This window comes from Pseudomonas sp. FG86, from assembly GCF_057808775.1.
In genome coordinates this window covers 1-13,011 of sequence record NZ_JBMDIS010000125.1, presented here as the reverse complement: position 1 = coordinate 13,011, position 13,011 = coordinate 1, and the positions used below count along the sequence as shown (strand labels likewise).

The 13,011-nt window shown below is 60.0% G+C and carries 14 protein-coding genes; 4 read left to right on the top strand and 10 right to left on the bottom strand.

The features are described from left to right. Positions 1–209: 209 nt before the first annotated feature. The gene (locus ACODSV_RS34060) at positions 210–668 is read right to left on the bottom strand and encodes a VOC family protein (RefSeq protein WP_024074401.1); all 459 of its coding nucleotides are present in this window, start codon (positions 666–668) and stop codon (positions 210–212) included. A 238-nt stretch (positions 669–906) separates the two neighbouring features. After that, positions 907–1,356, bottom strand: a complete 450-nt coding sequence (soxR, locus tag ACODSV_RS34055) for a redox-sensitive transcriptional activator SoxR (protein ID WP_024074402.1) — start codon at positions 1,354–1,356, stop codon at positions 907–909. A gap of 100 nt (positions 1,357–1,456) precedes the next feature. Here soxR and ACODSV_RS34050 point away from each other — a divergent pair, with 100 nt between their 5' ends. Continuing rightward, a complete protein-coding gene (locus ACODSV_RS34050) occupies positions 1,457–1,822 on the top strand; it encodes an antibiotic biosynthesis monooxygenase (protein ID WP_150055158.1) in 366 nt (121 codons plus the stop codon). Here ACODSV_RS34050 and ACODSV_RS34045 read toward each other — a convergent pair. From ACODSV_RS34045 to msuE, 4 genes are all read right to left on the bottom strand, one after another. Next, positions 1,811–2,914, bottom strand: coding sequence for a sigma-54 interaction domain-containing protein (locus ACODSV_RS34045; RefSeq protein ID WP_024074404.1), 1,104 nt, complete (start codon positions 2,912–2,914; stop codon positions 1,811–1,813). The genes ACODSV_RS34050 and ACODSV_RS34045 overlap by 12 nt on opposite strands. Before the next feature lie 11 nt (positions 2,915–2,925). Continuing rightward, the gene (locus ACODSV_RS34040) at positions 2,926–4,113 is read right to left on the bottom strand and encodes an acyl-CoA dehydrogenase family protein (protein WP_102624995.1); all 1,188 of its coding nucleotides are present in this window, start codon (positions 4,111–4,113) and stop codon (positions 2,926–2,928) included. A gap of 147 nt (positions 4,114–4,260) precedes the next feature. Next, entirely contained in the window at positions 4,261–5,400 is a 1,140-nt protein-coding gene (ssuD, locus tag ACODSV_RS34035; RefSeq protein ID WP_024074406.1) for an FMNH2-dependent alkanesulfonate monooxygenase, read from the bottom strand. Between the two features lie 9 nt (positions 5,401–5,409). Next, complete coding sequence (msuE, locus tag ACODSV_RS34030; protein ID WP_150095523.1) at positions 5,410–5,973, bottom strand: FMN reductase; 564 nt, start codon at positions 5,971–5,973, stop codon at positions 5,410–5,412. Between the two features lie 396 nt (positions 5,974–6,369). Between msuE and ACODSV_RS34025 the strand changes: the two genes are divergently transcribed. The 3 genes from ACODSV_RS34025 (at position 6,370) to ACODSV_RS34015 (ending at position 9,891) form a co-directional block, all read left to right on the top strand. Beyond that, the gene (locus tag ACODSV_RS34025; RefSeq protein ID WP_024074408.1) at positions 6,370–6,639 is read left to right on the top strand and encodes a hypothetical protein; all 270 of its coding nucleotides are present in this window, start codon (positions 6,370–6,372) and stop codon (positions 6,637–6,639) included. 233 nt (positions 6,640–6,872) lie between these two features. Beyond that, a complete protein-coding gene (locus ACODSV_RS34020; protein ID WP_150055125.1) occupies positions 6,873–8,033 on the top strand; it encodes a cysteine desulfurase family protein in 1,161 nt (386 codons plus the stop codon). Between the two features lie 49 nt (positions 8,034–8,082). After that, complete coding sequence (locus ACODSV_RS34015) at positions 8,083–9,891, top strand: aminopeptidase P family protein (protein ID WP_024074410.1); 1,809 nt, start codon at positions 8,083–8,085, stop codon at positions 9,889–9,891. 109 nt (positions 9,892–10,000) lie between these two features. Here the strand turns inward: ACODSV_RS34015 and ACODSV_RS34010 are convergent, their stop codons facing one another. The 4 genes from ACODSV_RS34010 to rhtA all read right to left on the bottom strand — a co-directional run bounded on the left by ACODSV_RS34010 (position 10,001) and on the right by rhtA (position 12,805). Further along, the gene (locus ACODSV_RS34010) at positions 10,001–10,591 is read right to left on the bottom strand and encodes a 2-hydroxychromene-2-carboxylate isomerase (protein ID WP_150055126.1); all 591 of its coding nucleotides are present in this window, start codon (positions 10,589–10,591) and stop codon (positions 10,001–10,003) included. A gap of 37 nt (positions 10,592–10,628) precedes the next feature. Further along, entirely contained in the window at positions 10,629–11,360 is a 732-nt protein-coding gene (locus tag ACODSV_RS34005; RefSeq protein ID WP_150055127.1) for an SDR family oxidoreductase, read from the bottom strand. A gap of 109 nt (positions 11,361–11,469) precedes the next feature. Then, positions 11,470–11,751, bottom strand: a complete 282-nt coding sequence (locus tag ACODSV_RS34000; protein ID WP_024074413.1) for a hypothetical protein — start codon at positions 11,749–11,751, stop codon at positions 11,470–11,472. Between the two features lie 166 nt (positions 11,752–11,917). Further along, on the bottom strand, positions 11,918–12,805 hold the full coding sequence (gene rhtA, locus ACODSV_RS33995) for a threonine/homoserine exporter RhtA (protein WP_150055128.1): 888 nt from the start codon (positions 12,803–12,805) through the stop codon (positions 11,918–11,920). Positions 12,806–13,011 lie beyond the last annotated feature (206 nt).

Here is a 13,011-nt window from a genome sequence, read left to right as displayed (position 1 = left end):
TGCGCAGCCCAACGCGGGGCAAGCCCGCTCGCCACAACAAGCCCGCTTGCCACAAAAATGCGGTCGTTTAAGGGAAGATTTTAATTCTTAATAATCAATAAGTTATTTTGTTTTATAAGAGGAGGTTTGCTCCCGATGGCGGTACATCAGTCAATTAAATGTCAACTGATCCACCGTTATCAGGAGCAAGTTGTATCGCCTCATGGACTTCAGCCTTGCTTGAACATGTCCATGGCACGTTCGCGGATCTGTGCTTCGGTCAAATCCTCCTTGCGCGTGGCCAGGAACCACAGGTGACCGAACGGATCCTTCACGCTCGCCGACCGGTCGCCATAAAACTGGTCCTTCGGTTCGGACACTACGGTGGCGCCTGCCGCCACGGCTTGCTTGAATTGCGCGTCCACATCGTTCACATACAGGTGCAAACCGACACTGGTGTGCTCGCCCGGATTACGCAGGGCCATTTCCTCGCAGGGTGAGCCCAGCATGATCGCCGAGTCGCCAATGCGCAGCTCGGCATGGCCGACTTTGCCATCGGGCATATCCAGGCGCATGACTTGTGTGGCGCCAAAGGCTTTTTTGTAGAAATCGATGGCATCACTCGCTTTGTCGATGCCCATATAAGGCGTGACGCTGTGGTAGCCCTCGGGAATAGGCTTAACGCTCATATCGTTCTCCTTGATTGTGGTTGTGGAGGGACGGCCTTTTCACTATAGGCCACGCCGATCGTGGCTTGCAGGCAGCCGACGAGGTGTCGGCCGGACAGCATCGGCGACCTGTGCATGCCGTGGCGGCAAGGCGTTCAATCGCGGTGAACTGCGCCAGTTCATCCTGACGCGTGACGAAAGTGATATCGCACCGGGTTTCTAAAACCCATGGCGATCAAAGGGGGGGCGCATTCCCAACTCAGGATTGCGGCGTGGGTTCCAACAGCTGGGCCCCAGGCCCATGTTCACCGAGCTGGTCAGCCTGATTACGCAGCGGGCACGCTTGCAGCGACAAACACCCGCAGCCAATACAACCACTGAGCTTGTCGCGCAGCAGTATCAACTTGTTGATGCGCTCATCCAGATCCTCTCGCCACAGCGCCGACAAACGCTCCCAATCCTCAGTGGTCGGCGTACGACCATCCGGCAGCGTCTGTAATGCCTGGCCAATCGTCGCCAGGGGAATGCCCAAGCGCTGGGCGATCTTGATCACCACCACGCGCCGCAATACATCCCGTGGGTAACGGCGCTGGTTGCCAGCGTTACGGTTGCTCTTGATCAACCCTTTGGATTCATAGAAGTGCAGCGCCGTGACCGCAACGCCACTGCGCGCGGCCAATTGGCCGACGGTGAGTTCCTTGTTGAGCATGAAAAACTCCAGAGAAGCGCTTGACCTTGACTTAACTAGAGGTTTTACCCTGCGTGGCATCGAATCGCAAGATTCTGCCTACAGAGAAAGGGGAGTGTTCATGCAGGTATCAGAGAAAAATCGCAGCTTCACTCAATTGATCGAGTTTCAGATCGAACCCCGGCAACAATTTGCCCTGGTGGCAGCCCTGACTATTCAGAGCGAACGTCTGGCCCAGGGCCATGGCGGCTTTATCAATGCGAGTGTGCAGGTCAGCGATGACGGACGACGGGTGCTCAATTACCTGCAATGGCGCTCGCGTGAAGACGGCGAGGCGGCCTTCAAGTGTTTCGAGCATGGAGAGGAAGATTTCTGGACATTGATTCGCGCCCACCAGGCCACGGCCGTGACCTTCGGTTCGTTCCAGGTGCTGCGCAGTTTCGAGCGCAGCCATGACAACGCGTTGCACTGTCGCCTAAATGGATAGGTGCAGCATGCGCTCGCCTTGCACGTTTTCGCCGGGGCGGCGCTTGTTTACCGCCAACTCGCCGATCTTGATCAGGCGCGTGCGTGTGACGTTGCGGCTCAGGCCCAGCAGGTTGGCGGTATGGACCTGGTTGTAATGGCTGAACCGGTAGGCGGCGCGTAGTAACGCGTCTTCGACCTTTTCATGCAGGGCGCCGGCCTGTTCTTCGAACAGTTTTTGAAAGGCCCGTTCAAGCAAGGCTTCGGCACTGTTGTCGGTGTTGTGCTGGCTGTCGTCCTGGCGCTCGATACGCATGTTCGACAGGCGCAGGTCGTCGCGTTCGATCACGCCATTGCGGCAGATCAGCAGAGTGTGGTGGATCACGTTTTCCAGTTCGCGGATGTTGCCCGGCCAGCTGTAGCTTTTGAGTTTGTGCTCGGCTTCGCGGCTGATGGTGATCGGGCCATAGCCCAGGCGCTGGCTATAGGCTTCGATAAAATGCCGGGTCAGCGGCAGGATATCGCCGGGCCGCTCGCGCAGCGGGCTGAGTTCCAGGCTGACCACATCGAGCCGATAGTAGAGGTCTTCGCGGAAATGCCCGGCATTGATGGCTTTTTCCAGTTGCACGTTGGTCGCGGCGAGCACACGCACATCAATGGGAATGCTTTTGCGCGAACCGAGGCGCACCACTTCCCGTTCCTGCAATACCCGCAACAATTTGACCTGGATCGCCATCGGCAAATCGCCGATTTCATCGAGGAACAAGGTGCCGCCGTCAGCCTCTTCGAACCAGCCGGCCTTGGCGCTGAGGGCACCGGTAAAGGCGCCTTTTTCATGGCCGAACAATTCGGCCTCCACCAGGGATTCAGAGAAAGCCCCGCAGTTCACCGCCACGAACGGCCGGTTGCGTCGTGCGCTGAGGTTATGAATATGGCGCGCCACCAGCTCTTTACCGGTGCCGGTCTCGCCGATGATCAGCACGCTGGCTTCGCTGGGCGCCACTTGCTGGATATGGTCGAGCAGCGCCTGGGATTTCGGGTCTTCGAAGACCTGGGCTGTGGCGCGGATCGAGGTCGCGAGGGCGGGCGAGGGCGGTAGGGTTAAAAGCTGCATGGGCACCTCTCTTAGGAATAGAACGTGGGAGTCGGCAGGGATTGGTTCAACGCCCAGTCCCCGAGTTCGTGGAGTTTGTAGTCCACGGGGTCGTGCAGGGTTTGCGTGCGCAGGTTGCGCCAATGGCGGTCCAGGCGCAGCGAAGCATGGGTGGAGCGCGCGCCGGTGACTTCAAACAGGCGGCTGCACAGCTCCAGGCCTTGGCGGGTGGCGGCAACCTTGGCGGTGGCGATCGCGATGGCCAGTTGGCCGCGTTCGTTTTCGCTGAGGCCGGGGCCTTTGGCCCAGGCGTGGTCGAGCAATTCGGCGGCGCGTTCCACCAGCAGGCGCACACCTTCCAGGGCCACCCAGAACTCACCGTAGTGGTGCAGCACGTAAGGGTCCTGGCGCACGTCCTCGGCGCTGGATTTGTGCCACGAACGGGTTTCGGTCAGGGTGTAATGGCGTGCTTCTTCGAAGGCCCCTTCGGCAATCCCGAGGAACATATGGGTAAAGGTCAGCTGGGCGATCAGTGGGCGCAGACAGGCGAAGGGTGTGCTCAGCGGGCCGGGGTCGAGTAGCAGTTCCGACTCCTCCACGCGTACCCGTTCGAAGCTGGCACTGCCGCTGTCGGTCTGGCGCTGGCCGATATTGTTCCAGTCGTTGTGCAGGGTGATGCCGCTGCGCCCGCTGGGGATGGCGGCGATCAGCAACTTGCCGCCAGCGCTTTCATCCACGGCCGAGGCGATGAGCATTTCTGAATCGCTGGCGCCGGAGCAGAAGCTCTTCTTGCCGGAAAATTCGCGCCAGCCGCCGAAATCCTTGACTACCGTGCGTGTGTCCAGCGGGTTGAGGGCGTTGCCCCAGAACCAGTTCTGGCGCGCGGTCTGTTCGAACCAGGGTTGCCATTGGTCCTGGCGCGAAAACAGGCGCACGGTGGCGAGCATCAGGTGGTGGAAGCCGAAGACATGGGCGATTGAGCTGTCGACCTTGGCGAACTCGCGCACGATGCCCAGGGTGTCACTCCAACGTGCGCCGAGGCCACCGTATTGGGTGGGAATACTCAGGGCCAGCAGGCCGCTTTGGCGCAGGGCATCCCGTTCGGTTTTCGGCGTGCCACCGCGTTCGTCGCGTTCGACGGCGGTGAGGGCGAAATCGGCGGCCAGCAACTTGGCGGTCTGCAAAGGGGAGGGCAGGACGCTGTGGGGTTTGGCTGTCACGCGGTGTTCCTCAATGTCTATTTGGCAATGAAGGCCAAAGGTGGGAGCGGGCTTGCCCCGATAGCGGTGTGTCAGTTGCCAGTTACGTGGCTGACCCGCCGCAAACGGGGGCAAGCCGCCTCCCACCTAAGGCAGGCTTCATTGATCTCAGGGCTTGGCGGGCAGTACATCGTTGGCGATCATTTCGCCGAACGGCCCCGTCAGGTTGGTGATGCCGCGCCCGGCCAGGCTGGCATAAGGTTCCGGCAATAACGGGAACACCAACTCGGCAAAGCGATACGCCTCTTCCAGGTGCGGGTAGCCGGAGAAGATAAAGCTCTCGATGCCCAGGTCTGCGTATTCCTTGATGCGCTCGGCCACTTGCTGCGGGTTGCCCACCAGCGCGGTACCGGCACCACCGCGTACCAGGCCGACACCGGCCCACAGGTTGGGGGCGATTTCCAGGTTGTCGCGGCGCCCGTCGTGCAGGGCGGCCATGCGGCGCTGGCCTTCGGAGTCAAAGCGCGAAAACGATTTTTGTGCCGCGGCGATGGTGTCGTCGCTGATGTGCTCGATCAGTTTGTCGGCGGCTTTCCAGGCGTCTTCTTCGGTCTCGCGCACGATCACATGCAGGCGGATGCCGAACTTCACGGTGCGGCCATGACGCGCGGCCCGTTCACGCACATCCGCGAGTTTTTCCGCGACGGCGGCCGGGGGTTCGCCCCAGGTCAGGTACACGTCCACCTGTTCGGCGGCGAGGTCATGGGCGGCGTCCGAGGAACCGCCGAAATACAGCGGTGGGTACGGCTTCTGCACGGGCGGGTAAAGCGCCTTGGCATTCTGCACGCGCAGGTGCTTACCCTCAAAGTCCACCGATTCGCCCTGCAACACACGGCGCCAGATCTTGAGGAATTCGTCGCTGACTTCATAGCGCTCGCTGTGATCGAGGAAGCTGCCGTCGCCACGGTTTTCGTCGGGGTCACCGCCAGTCACCACGTTGATCAGCAAGCGGCCATTGGACAGGCGATCGAGGGTCGCCGCCATGCGCGCCGACACCGTGGGCGAGATGATGCCCGGGCGAATCGCCACCAGGTAGCGCAGGCGTTCTGTCAGGGGGACCAACGCCGAGGCGATGACCCAGGAGTCTTCGCACGAGCGGCCGGTTGGAATCAGTACGCCGTAGTAGCCGAGGCTGTCAGCCGCTTGGGCGACCTGTTTCAGATAGTTGAGGGTGACTGGCCGCGCACCTTGGGTCGTGCCCAGGTAATGACCGTCGCCATGTGTTGGCAGGAACCAGAAAACATCCATGACAAATCCTTAAGCGATTTTCAGCAGAGAAGTGGAGTGCGCGGCAAACAAGGGCGCCGCGCGTTCTGCAGCAAGACGAATACGGCCCTTCAAGGGCTCGCTGGTTATTTGGTAGTCGGTGAAGTCGGCCTCGGTGGCATACACGCCAATCGGCAAGGTCAAGGCTTGGAAGAAGCTGAATAACGGCCGCAGTTGGTGATCAAGGACCAGTGCATGGCGTTCACTGCCGCCGGTGGCTGCGAGCAATATCGGCGTGTTGATCAGCGCGTTCAGGCCGACCAGGTCGAACAGGTGCTTGAGCAGGCCGGGGTAGGAGCCGCGATAGACCGGTGCGGCGACGATCAGCAGGTCGGCTTGCTCGATGGCCACCAGTTGCGCTTCGATCTCTGCTGGCAGCTCATCGCGCGACAGCGCGCCGCCCAGTGGCCGGGCAATGTCGCCCAGTTCGATCAGGGTGGTCTGGATCGGCAGCAGGCTGGCCAGTTCGGCGAGTACCGCTTGGGTCAGCACCAGGGTACGGGACGGGCGCCAGGTTCCGCCGGAGAGGGCAACGACATTCAGGGGACGGGTCATGAACAGTTCCTTTTCAACAGTGGTTCATTGCGAGTGAAGTACGTGGGCTGAGCAAGAGCTGTACCAATGGGCGCAGGCCTTGCCGGCTGCGGGTTACAGGCTCACTGCTGAAAAGTGTTGCTGTTGTCTGCCTGGTGAATTGTTGAATGACTGTTGCCTGCGCAACAGTTGCCTGGCGAACACTGGGGCCCGGCGTGCAGCTAGTTATAGTGGGTTGTTTTTATTCCGTAAATGAACGTATTTCCATATTAATAGATCGTAAAAGAATATGTGGGCTTGGTTATCGAGGGTGCCGCGGCGGGTGATAGCGACTATCACGGACGATGATTTTTCACTGTGCGGGGGCGGGAGTAGCCTGTGTTCATTGACTTAAACCTCCTTCGCAGAGCCTTCGCCATGAACCAGTCACTCGCTGTTTGCGTATTACTTGTCGCTTCCTTCCTCACCGGCTGTGCGACACATCCCTCGCCGGAATCACGTCCTTACACCGCTGAAGAAACCAAGCAATTGGCTCTGGAAGCGCTGAGCCGTCGCGGCTTGTCGTTTGATGAATACCAACAGCAGCGCGCCGCACTGACCGGCCAGCCACAGAAGCCCTTCGGTTTTGATCGCCAGGGTGAAATGAATGCCGAGCGCAGCGTGACCTTGCATGGGCGCCCCAGTTGAGTGGCTGCGCCGTGCTGAAGAACCCGAGGTTTCCCTTAAGGAATCTCGGGTTTTTTGTTTGCCATGGAGCGACTTCAGCCTGTTAAGCTGAATTTCAGGAGCGTTCCTACGCACATTTACATAAAGTCATCCTTTTCTAATGGCATTTGACCAGGTAAACCTGACCACCTCTGTTCCGGTCGATGCCCCTGAGACGCTGCTCTCGGGAACCTGCTCTGCGAGTCTTTAACGTCATGAATAAACGTCCGCTGTATTTCGACTACGCCGCCACCACGCCGGTGGATGAGCGGGTCATCCAGGTGATGGTCGAGTGCCTGGGCTTCAATGCCAACTTTGGCAACCCTGCGTCCAGTTCCCATGCGTTCGGCCAAGCGGCCCGGCAAACGGTTGAACAGGCACGTCGCCAGGTGGCCGAGCTGGTGGGCGCCGAGCCAGGACAGATCGTCTGGACGTCCGGAGCCACTGAATCCAACAACCTTGCGATCAAGGGCGTGGCCCAGGCGCGTGGCGTGGCGGGTGGGCATATCATCACCAGCCAGATCGAGCACAAGGCGACCCTGGATACCGCGCGGCAGTTGCAGGACGCCGGGGTGGCCGTGACCTACCTGGTGCCGGACGCCGATGGCTTGATCAGTGTCGAGGCGGTCAGCGAAGCCTTGCGTGAGGACACCTTCCTGGTGTCGCTGATGCTGGTGAACAACGAACTGGGTACCCTCAATGACATTCCGTCGATTGGCGCGCGAGTGCGGGCGCAGGGTGCGTTGCTGCATGTGGACGCGGCGCAAGGGGCGGGCAAGGTGGCTATCGACCTGGCGCAATGGCCGGTGGACCTGATGTCATTTTCCGCCCACAAGCTGTACGGTCCCAAGGGCATCGGCGCGTTGTATGTCGGGCCTCGGGCCCAGCAGAAGGTATCTGCGCAGATTCATGGCGGTGGCCATGAGGGCGGTTTGCGTTCCGGCACCCTGGCGACGCATCAAATCGCGGGGATGGGGGCGGCGTTTGCCTTGGCGGCGGAGTCTTTTGCGGAGGAGAAGGCCCGGATCGTGGCTTTGCGCCAGCGCCTGCTGGATCAGTTGGCACCGGTGGCAGGCGTACGCCTCAATGGCAGCCCGGCGCAGCGTATTCCGCACACCCTCAGCCTGACGTTCGGCGAAGGCGAATTCAATTCTGCCGCCCTGAGTGCCGGTATCGCCTTTTCGGCGACGTCGGCCTGCAACTCGGCCAGCAATGCACCGTCCCACGTCCTTCTGGCGCTGGGCCATGATGCACGCTCCGCCGCTCGAACCATTCGCCTGAGCCTGGGCCGGTTTACCACCGAACAGGATATCGACCAGGCTGTGCAATTGATCAAGGCCGCCCTTGCCAGTGCACCGGCGTTCTGGGCGGTCTGATTATCCATTTGCAGCACATAACAATTATTCGTGGTTAGCAGGAGACACAATGAGTACGCAGCCTTTGACCCATGGAACGGTGCCCCAGCGCCTTGCGCATACCCGTGAACTGATGAGCCGCGAGGGCATTCACGCCCTGCTGGTGCCGTCGGCCGATCCACACTTGTCCGAATACCTGCCCGGCTACTGGCAGGGTCGCCAGTGGTTGTCGGGGTTTCATGGTTCGGTCGGGACACTGATTGTCACCGCGGACTTCGCCGGTGTCTGGGCTGACAGCCGTTACTGGGAACAGGCGAGCAAGGAGCTCAAGGGCAGCGGTATCGAGTTGGTAAAACTGCAACCCGGCCAACCCGGTCCGTTGGAATGGCTGGCCGAACAAACCCCGGAAGGCGGTGTGGTGGCGGTCGACGGTGCGGTCATGGCCGTGGCCTCGGCGCGAACCCTGGGCAGCAAGCTGGCGGAGCGTGGCGCGCGCTTGCGTACCGATATCGACCTGTTGAATGAGGTCTGGCAAGACCGGCCGCCGTTGCCGAATCAACCGATCTACCCGCATCTGCCGCCCCAGGCCACCGTTAGCCGTGGCGAGAAACTTGCCGCACTGCGCAGCAGCTTGAAAGAGCGGGGCGCCGACTGGCACTTCATTGCGACGCTGGACGACATTGCGTGGCTGTTCAATCTGCGCGGCGGCGATGTGTCGTTCAACCCGGTGTTTGTGTCCTTTGCCCTGGTCAATCAGCAGCAGGCCACCTTGTTCGTGGCACTGGGCAAGGTCGATGCCGAGTTGCGTGCCACGTTGGCGCGGGATGGGGTGACGCTACGCGATTACAGCGAAGTGGCTGATGCATTGCGTGCCGTGCCGCCGGGCGCCAGTTTGCAGGTTGATCCAGCACGTGTGACTGCCGGTTTGCTCGAGCATCTCGATGCGGGGGTCAAGTTGGTCGAAGGATTGAACCCGACCACGCTGGCCAAGTCTCGCAAGAGCTTGGCCGATGCCGAACATATCCGCCAGGCCATGGAACAGGATGGCGCGGCGTTGTGCGAATTCTTCGCCTGGCTCGACAGCGCCCTGGGGCGTGAACGCATTACCGAGCTGACCATCGACGAACATTTAACGGCGGCACGCGCCCGTCGCCCGGGTTATGTTTCACTGAGTTTCAACACTATTGCGGCCTTCAACGCCAACGGCGCCATGCCGCATTACCATGCCACTGAAGAAGAACACGCGCTGATCGAAGGTGATGGCCTGCTGTTGATCGACTCGGGCGGCCAGTACCTGGGCGGCACGACGGATATCACGCGGATGGTGCCCATCGGTACGCCGAGCGAGGAGCAGAAGCGCGACTGTACCCGGGTACTCAAAGGTGTGATCGCCCTGTCCCGTGCGCATTTCCCCAAGGGTATCCTCTCGCCGCTGTTGGATTCGATCGCGCGGGCGCCGATCTGGGCTGAGGGCGTGGACTACGGCCACGGTACCGGTCACGGCGTAGGCTATTTCCTCAATGTGCATGAGGGCCCACAGGTGATCGCCTATCAGGCCGCGACCGCACCGCAAACCGCGATGCAGCCTGGCATGATCACCTCGATTGAGCCCGGTACATATCGCCCGGGCCGTTGGGGCGTGCGCATCGAGAACCTGGTATTGAACCGTGAAGCGGGCAAGACCGAGTTTGGTGAGTTCCTCTCGTTCGAAACCCTGACCTTGTGCCCCATCGATACACGTTGCCTGGAGCCGTCGTTGTTGACGGCTGATGAGCGCCAGTGGTTCAACGCCTACCACGCCGAGGTGCGGGAGCGTTTGAGCCCGTTGCTAAGCGGTGCCGCGCTGGAGTGGTTGCAGGTCCGCACTGCCGCTATTTGATCGGTTGCGGTTCAGGGGGGGGCGACAGCGCAATGCCGAGCCCCCATTAATCGTTGCCGCCTAAGACGGGTTCGCAAGAGGACGTTCAAGGGCGGTCGACGATCGAAATTCAGCCAAGGGCTTCCCGTACAAACTCCAGGCGGTCCTGGCCGAAAAACAACTGATCTCTTACAAACAGGCTGGGCGCACCAAACACCCCGCGTTGAACGGCTCGTTCGGTGTTGTCCTTGAGGGCGGCTTTTACGACTTCATCGTTGGACAGGGCCAATACTTGTTCCGGATCGAAACCCTGCTCAGTGAGGACCGTGGCCACGGCGGCGGGGTCTCCCAAATGACGGCCTTCTACCCAGAGGGCGTGGAACAGGCAGTCGATGAAGGCCTGGAAGCGTTCAGGTTGGTGCATTTGCATGCCGGTAACTGCCCTCATCAATACCAGCGTATTGATAGGGAAGTGCGGGCTGAACTTGAGCACAACCTTGTAGCGTCGGGCATATCGCGCCAGGTCATCCAACAGGTAGCGACCTTTGGCGGGGACGGTGATCGGGGAAGCGTTGCCGGTCGCCTTGAATACGCCCCCTAATAGTATTGGCCGATACACCAGCAGTGCGCCGGTTTCGGCGCACAGGGCAGGGAGTTGGGTATACGCCAGGTAAGTGGCGGGACTGCCGAGGTCGAAGAAGAACTCCAGGGTCTTATCCATGGTTGCTGCTCGCTGCTTATTGTTATGAAGGGCGTGACTACCAGGGCTCGTTCCAGGGGCGCAGGTCCAGTTCGAAAGTCCAGGCGTCCCGTGGCTGGCTATGTAGGAACCAATAGTTATCGGCGATATGGTCGGGGTTGAGAATGCCGTCCTGATCCTTGAGGGCATATTTCTGCGGAAAATTGTCGCGAATGAACGCGGTATCGATAGCGCCGTCCACCACCAGGTGGGCGACGTGGATACCTCGGGGGCCTAATTCCCTCGCCATACTTTGGGCGAGGGCGCGAATTCCGTGCTTGGCGCCGGCGAACGCGGCAAACCCTGCAGCTCCACGTAGACCTGCCGTGGCGCCGGTGAACAGGATGGTGCCGCGGTTGCGCGTAACCATGCGTTTGGCGACTTCGCGGGCATTCAGGAATCCGGAGAAACACGCCATCTCCCAGATCTTGAAGTATTTGCGCGCCGTTTCTTCCAGGATGCTGCAGGGGACGTTGGCGCCGATATTGAAGACGAGGACTTCGATAGGGCCCAGTTCGCTTTCGATCTGTTCGATCAGTGCGATAACGTCTTCTTCTTTGCGTGCATCGCAAGCAAAACCATGGGCTTGGCCGCCCGCCAGCTGGATGCTGTCCACCAGCGGCTGCAGTTTGTCGGCGCTGCGACGGGTGACGCAGGCCACATACCCCTCGCGGGCAAAGCGTTTGGCAATGGCGCTGCCGGTTGCATCGCCCGCACCCACTACCAAAACGATTTTCTTGTTGTGCGTCATGGGAACTCCTTTGGCTCGGTGATCGAGCAGGAGTGTAGCCACAGCATCGCAAAGGGCAGGTTTGTGTCAGGAATTTAATCGGAGCAGTCGAAGGGGACTGCTCGGGTGACTACTTACAGATGACGATCATGCTGCGGCTGGTGTAGCCAGCAGGGTTGAGGCCGAAGGGGTAGTCCCCAGGCTCCTCGGAATTGTCACCGGATTTGGCGATAACCCGGTAGCCCTTGGCTCCGCAAGAATTGGTGGCACTGGTGTAGCACTGGTCCCAGGAGGACGACAGGCCCGAACAGTTGATATGCAGCCCTTTTTTGCCCCGCTTCACTTCTGTCTTGGTGGTCGCGGCACAGCCAGCAATGGCCACGACCATGAACAGTATCAAAATTCGCTTCATTCCTATCCTTAATAGCCGCTCCGCAAAAAAGCCTGGAGCTGGCCTTACTCGCTCTCGATTGTAGCGTTCGGGCTGTCCTTGTCGAAATTCTCCATGAATGACATTGGTTTACCGACTAAACATGGCCTAAATGAGCGGCAAATACCAGAGCTACCTCGAAAGATGATTAGTCGGCGGGCACCAGTGGTTTGGATTCATTGCGCATGGTCAATGTGGCGCCTACGGAGGCCAGGATGATGCAGGTGATGGCCAGCCATTGGGCGAGGGATAAGTGCTCATGCAGGAAAAACAGGCCGGAAAGCGCGCCGAACGCGGGCTCGATGCTCATCAACGTGCCGAAGGTGCGGGCGGGTAGTCGGGTCAGGGCGACCATTTCAAGGGTATAGGGCAAGGCGGTGGACAGAATGGCGACGCCAATGGCGATAGGGATCAGGGCGGGTGTCAGCAATGCAGTACCGGCATGGACGATACCAATCGGTGCGACGAAGAGGGCGGCAATCATGACGCCCAGCGCGGCGGTTTGTACGCCGTTGTCGTTGCCGGCTTTTTGGCCAAACAGGATATACAGCGCCCAGCAGACGCCCGCACCCAATGCGTAGCCCGCGCCGATCAAGTCAATGCCACTGCTGGCTTCCCCCATCGGGATCAGCAGGAGCAGGCCAATGATCGCGAGGGCAATCCACAGGAAGTCCACCGCTCGCCGTGATGCATAGATAGCCACGGCGAGGGGGCCCGTGAATTCGAGTGCTACTGCAATGCCCAGGGGGACGGTGCGCAAGGACATATAGAAGAGGAAGTTCATGCCGCCCAGCGCCATTCCATAGACGACTACGGTGCGCAGGGACTTGGCCGTCAGCTTTGCGCGCCAGGGGCGTAATAGAAGCAGCATGATCACGCTGGCGAAAATCAGGCGCAGGGTCGTGGTGCCTTGTGCGCCGATGATAGGGAACATGCTCTTGGCCAGCGAAGCGCCGGACTGTATGGAGGCCATGGCGATTAACAGCAGGCCTACTGGAAACAATGCCGAGGCCAGGCTGCGGGGTGGGGTGGTCATTGAGGTGTGTCGTCCGAGGTCATAGTAGAGAAGCAGAGGTCGCTATGATGCTGAACTGTTGAGTAATGAGCAATATATTGCCCAACTATCGCTGCCACACGTCCTATATAGAAGGAATGTCAGGTGTTTTCGGTGGTTTGATAGAAATTCCAAATAAAGGGTTGACGGCAGATTCTGGAAGTCTATAATTCGCCCCACTTCCGGCG

Coding starts and splice junctions, on each gene's coding strand:
- ACODSV_RS34060 (WP_024074401.1), bottom strand. CDS start 668: ATGAGCGTTAAGCCTATTCCCGAGGGCTACCACAGCGTCACGCCTTAT.
- soxR (WP_024074402.1), bottom strand. CDS start 1,356: ATGCTCAACAAGGAACTCACCGTCGGCCAATTGGCCGCGCGCAGTGGC.
- ACODSV_RS34050 (WP_150055158.1), top strand. CDS start 1,457: ATGCAGGTATCAGAGAAAAATCGCAGCTTCACTCAATTGATCGAGTTT.
- ACODSV_RS34045 (WP_024074404.1), bottom strand. CDS start 2,914: ATGCAGCTTTTAACCCTACCGCCCTCGCCCGCCCTCGCGACCTCGATC.
- ssuD (WP_024074406.1), bottom strand. CDS start 5,400: ATGGATGTTTTCTGGTTCCTGCCAACACATGGCGACGGTCATTACCTG.
- msuE (WP_150095523.1), bottom strand. CDS start 5,973: ATGACCCGTCCCCTGAATGTCGTTGCCCTCTCCGGCGGAACCTGGCGC.
- ACODSV_RS34025 (WP_024074408.1), top strand. CDS start 6,370: ATGAACCAGTCACTCGCTGTTTGCGTATTACTTGTCGCTTCCTTCCTC.
- ACODSV_RS34020 (WP_150055125.1), top strand. CDS start 6,873: ATGAATAAACGTCCGCTGTATTTCGACTACGCCGCCACCACGCCGGTG.
- ACODSV_RS34015 (WP_024074410.1), top strand. CDS start 8,083: ATGAGTACGCAGCCTTTGACCCATGGAACGGTGCCCCAGCGCCTTGCG.
- ACODSV_RS34010 (WP_150055126.1), bottom strand. CDS start 10,591: ATGGATAAGACCCTGGAGTTCTTCTTCGACCTCGGCAGTCCCGCCACT.
- ACODSV_RS34005 (WP_150055127.1), bottom strand. CDS start 11,360: ATGACGCACAACAAGAAAATCGTTTTGGTAGTGGGTGCGGGCGATGCA.
- ACODSV_RS34000 (WP_024074413.1), bottom strand. CDS start 11,751: ATGAAGCGAATTTTGATACTGTTCATGGTCGTGGCCATTGCTGGCTGT.
- rhtA (WP_150055128.1), bottom strand. CDS start 12,805: ATGACCACCCCACCCCGCAGCCTGGCCTCGGCATTGTTTCCAGTAGGC.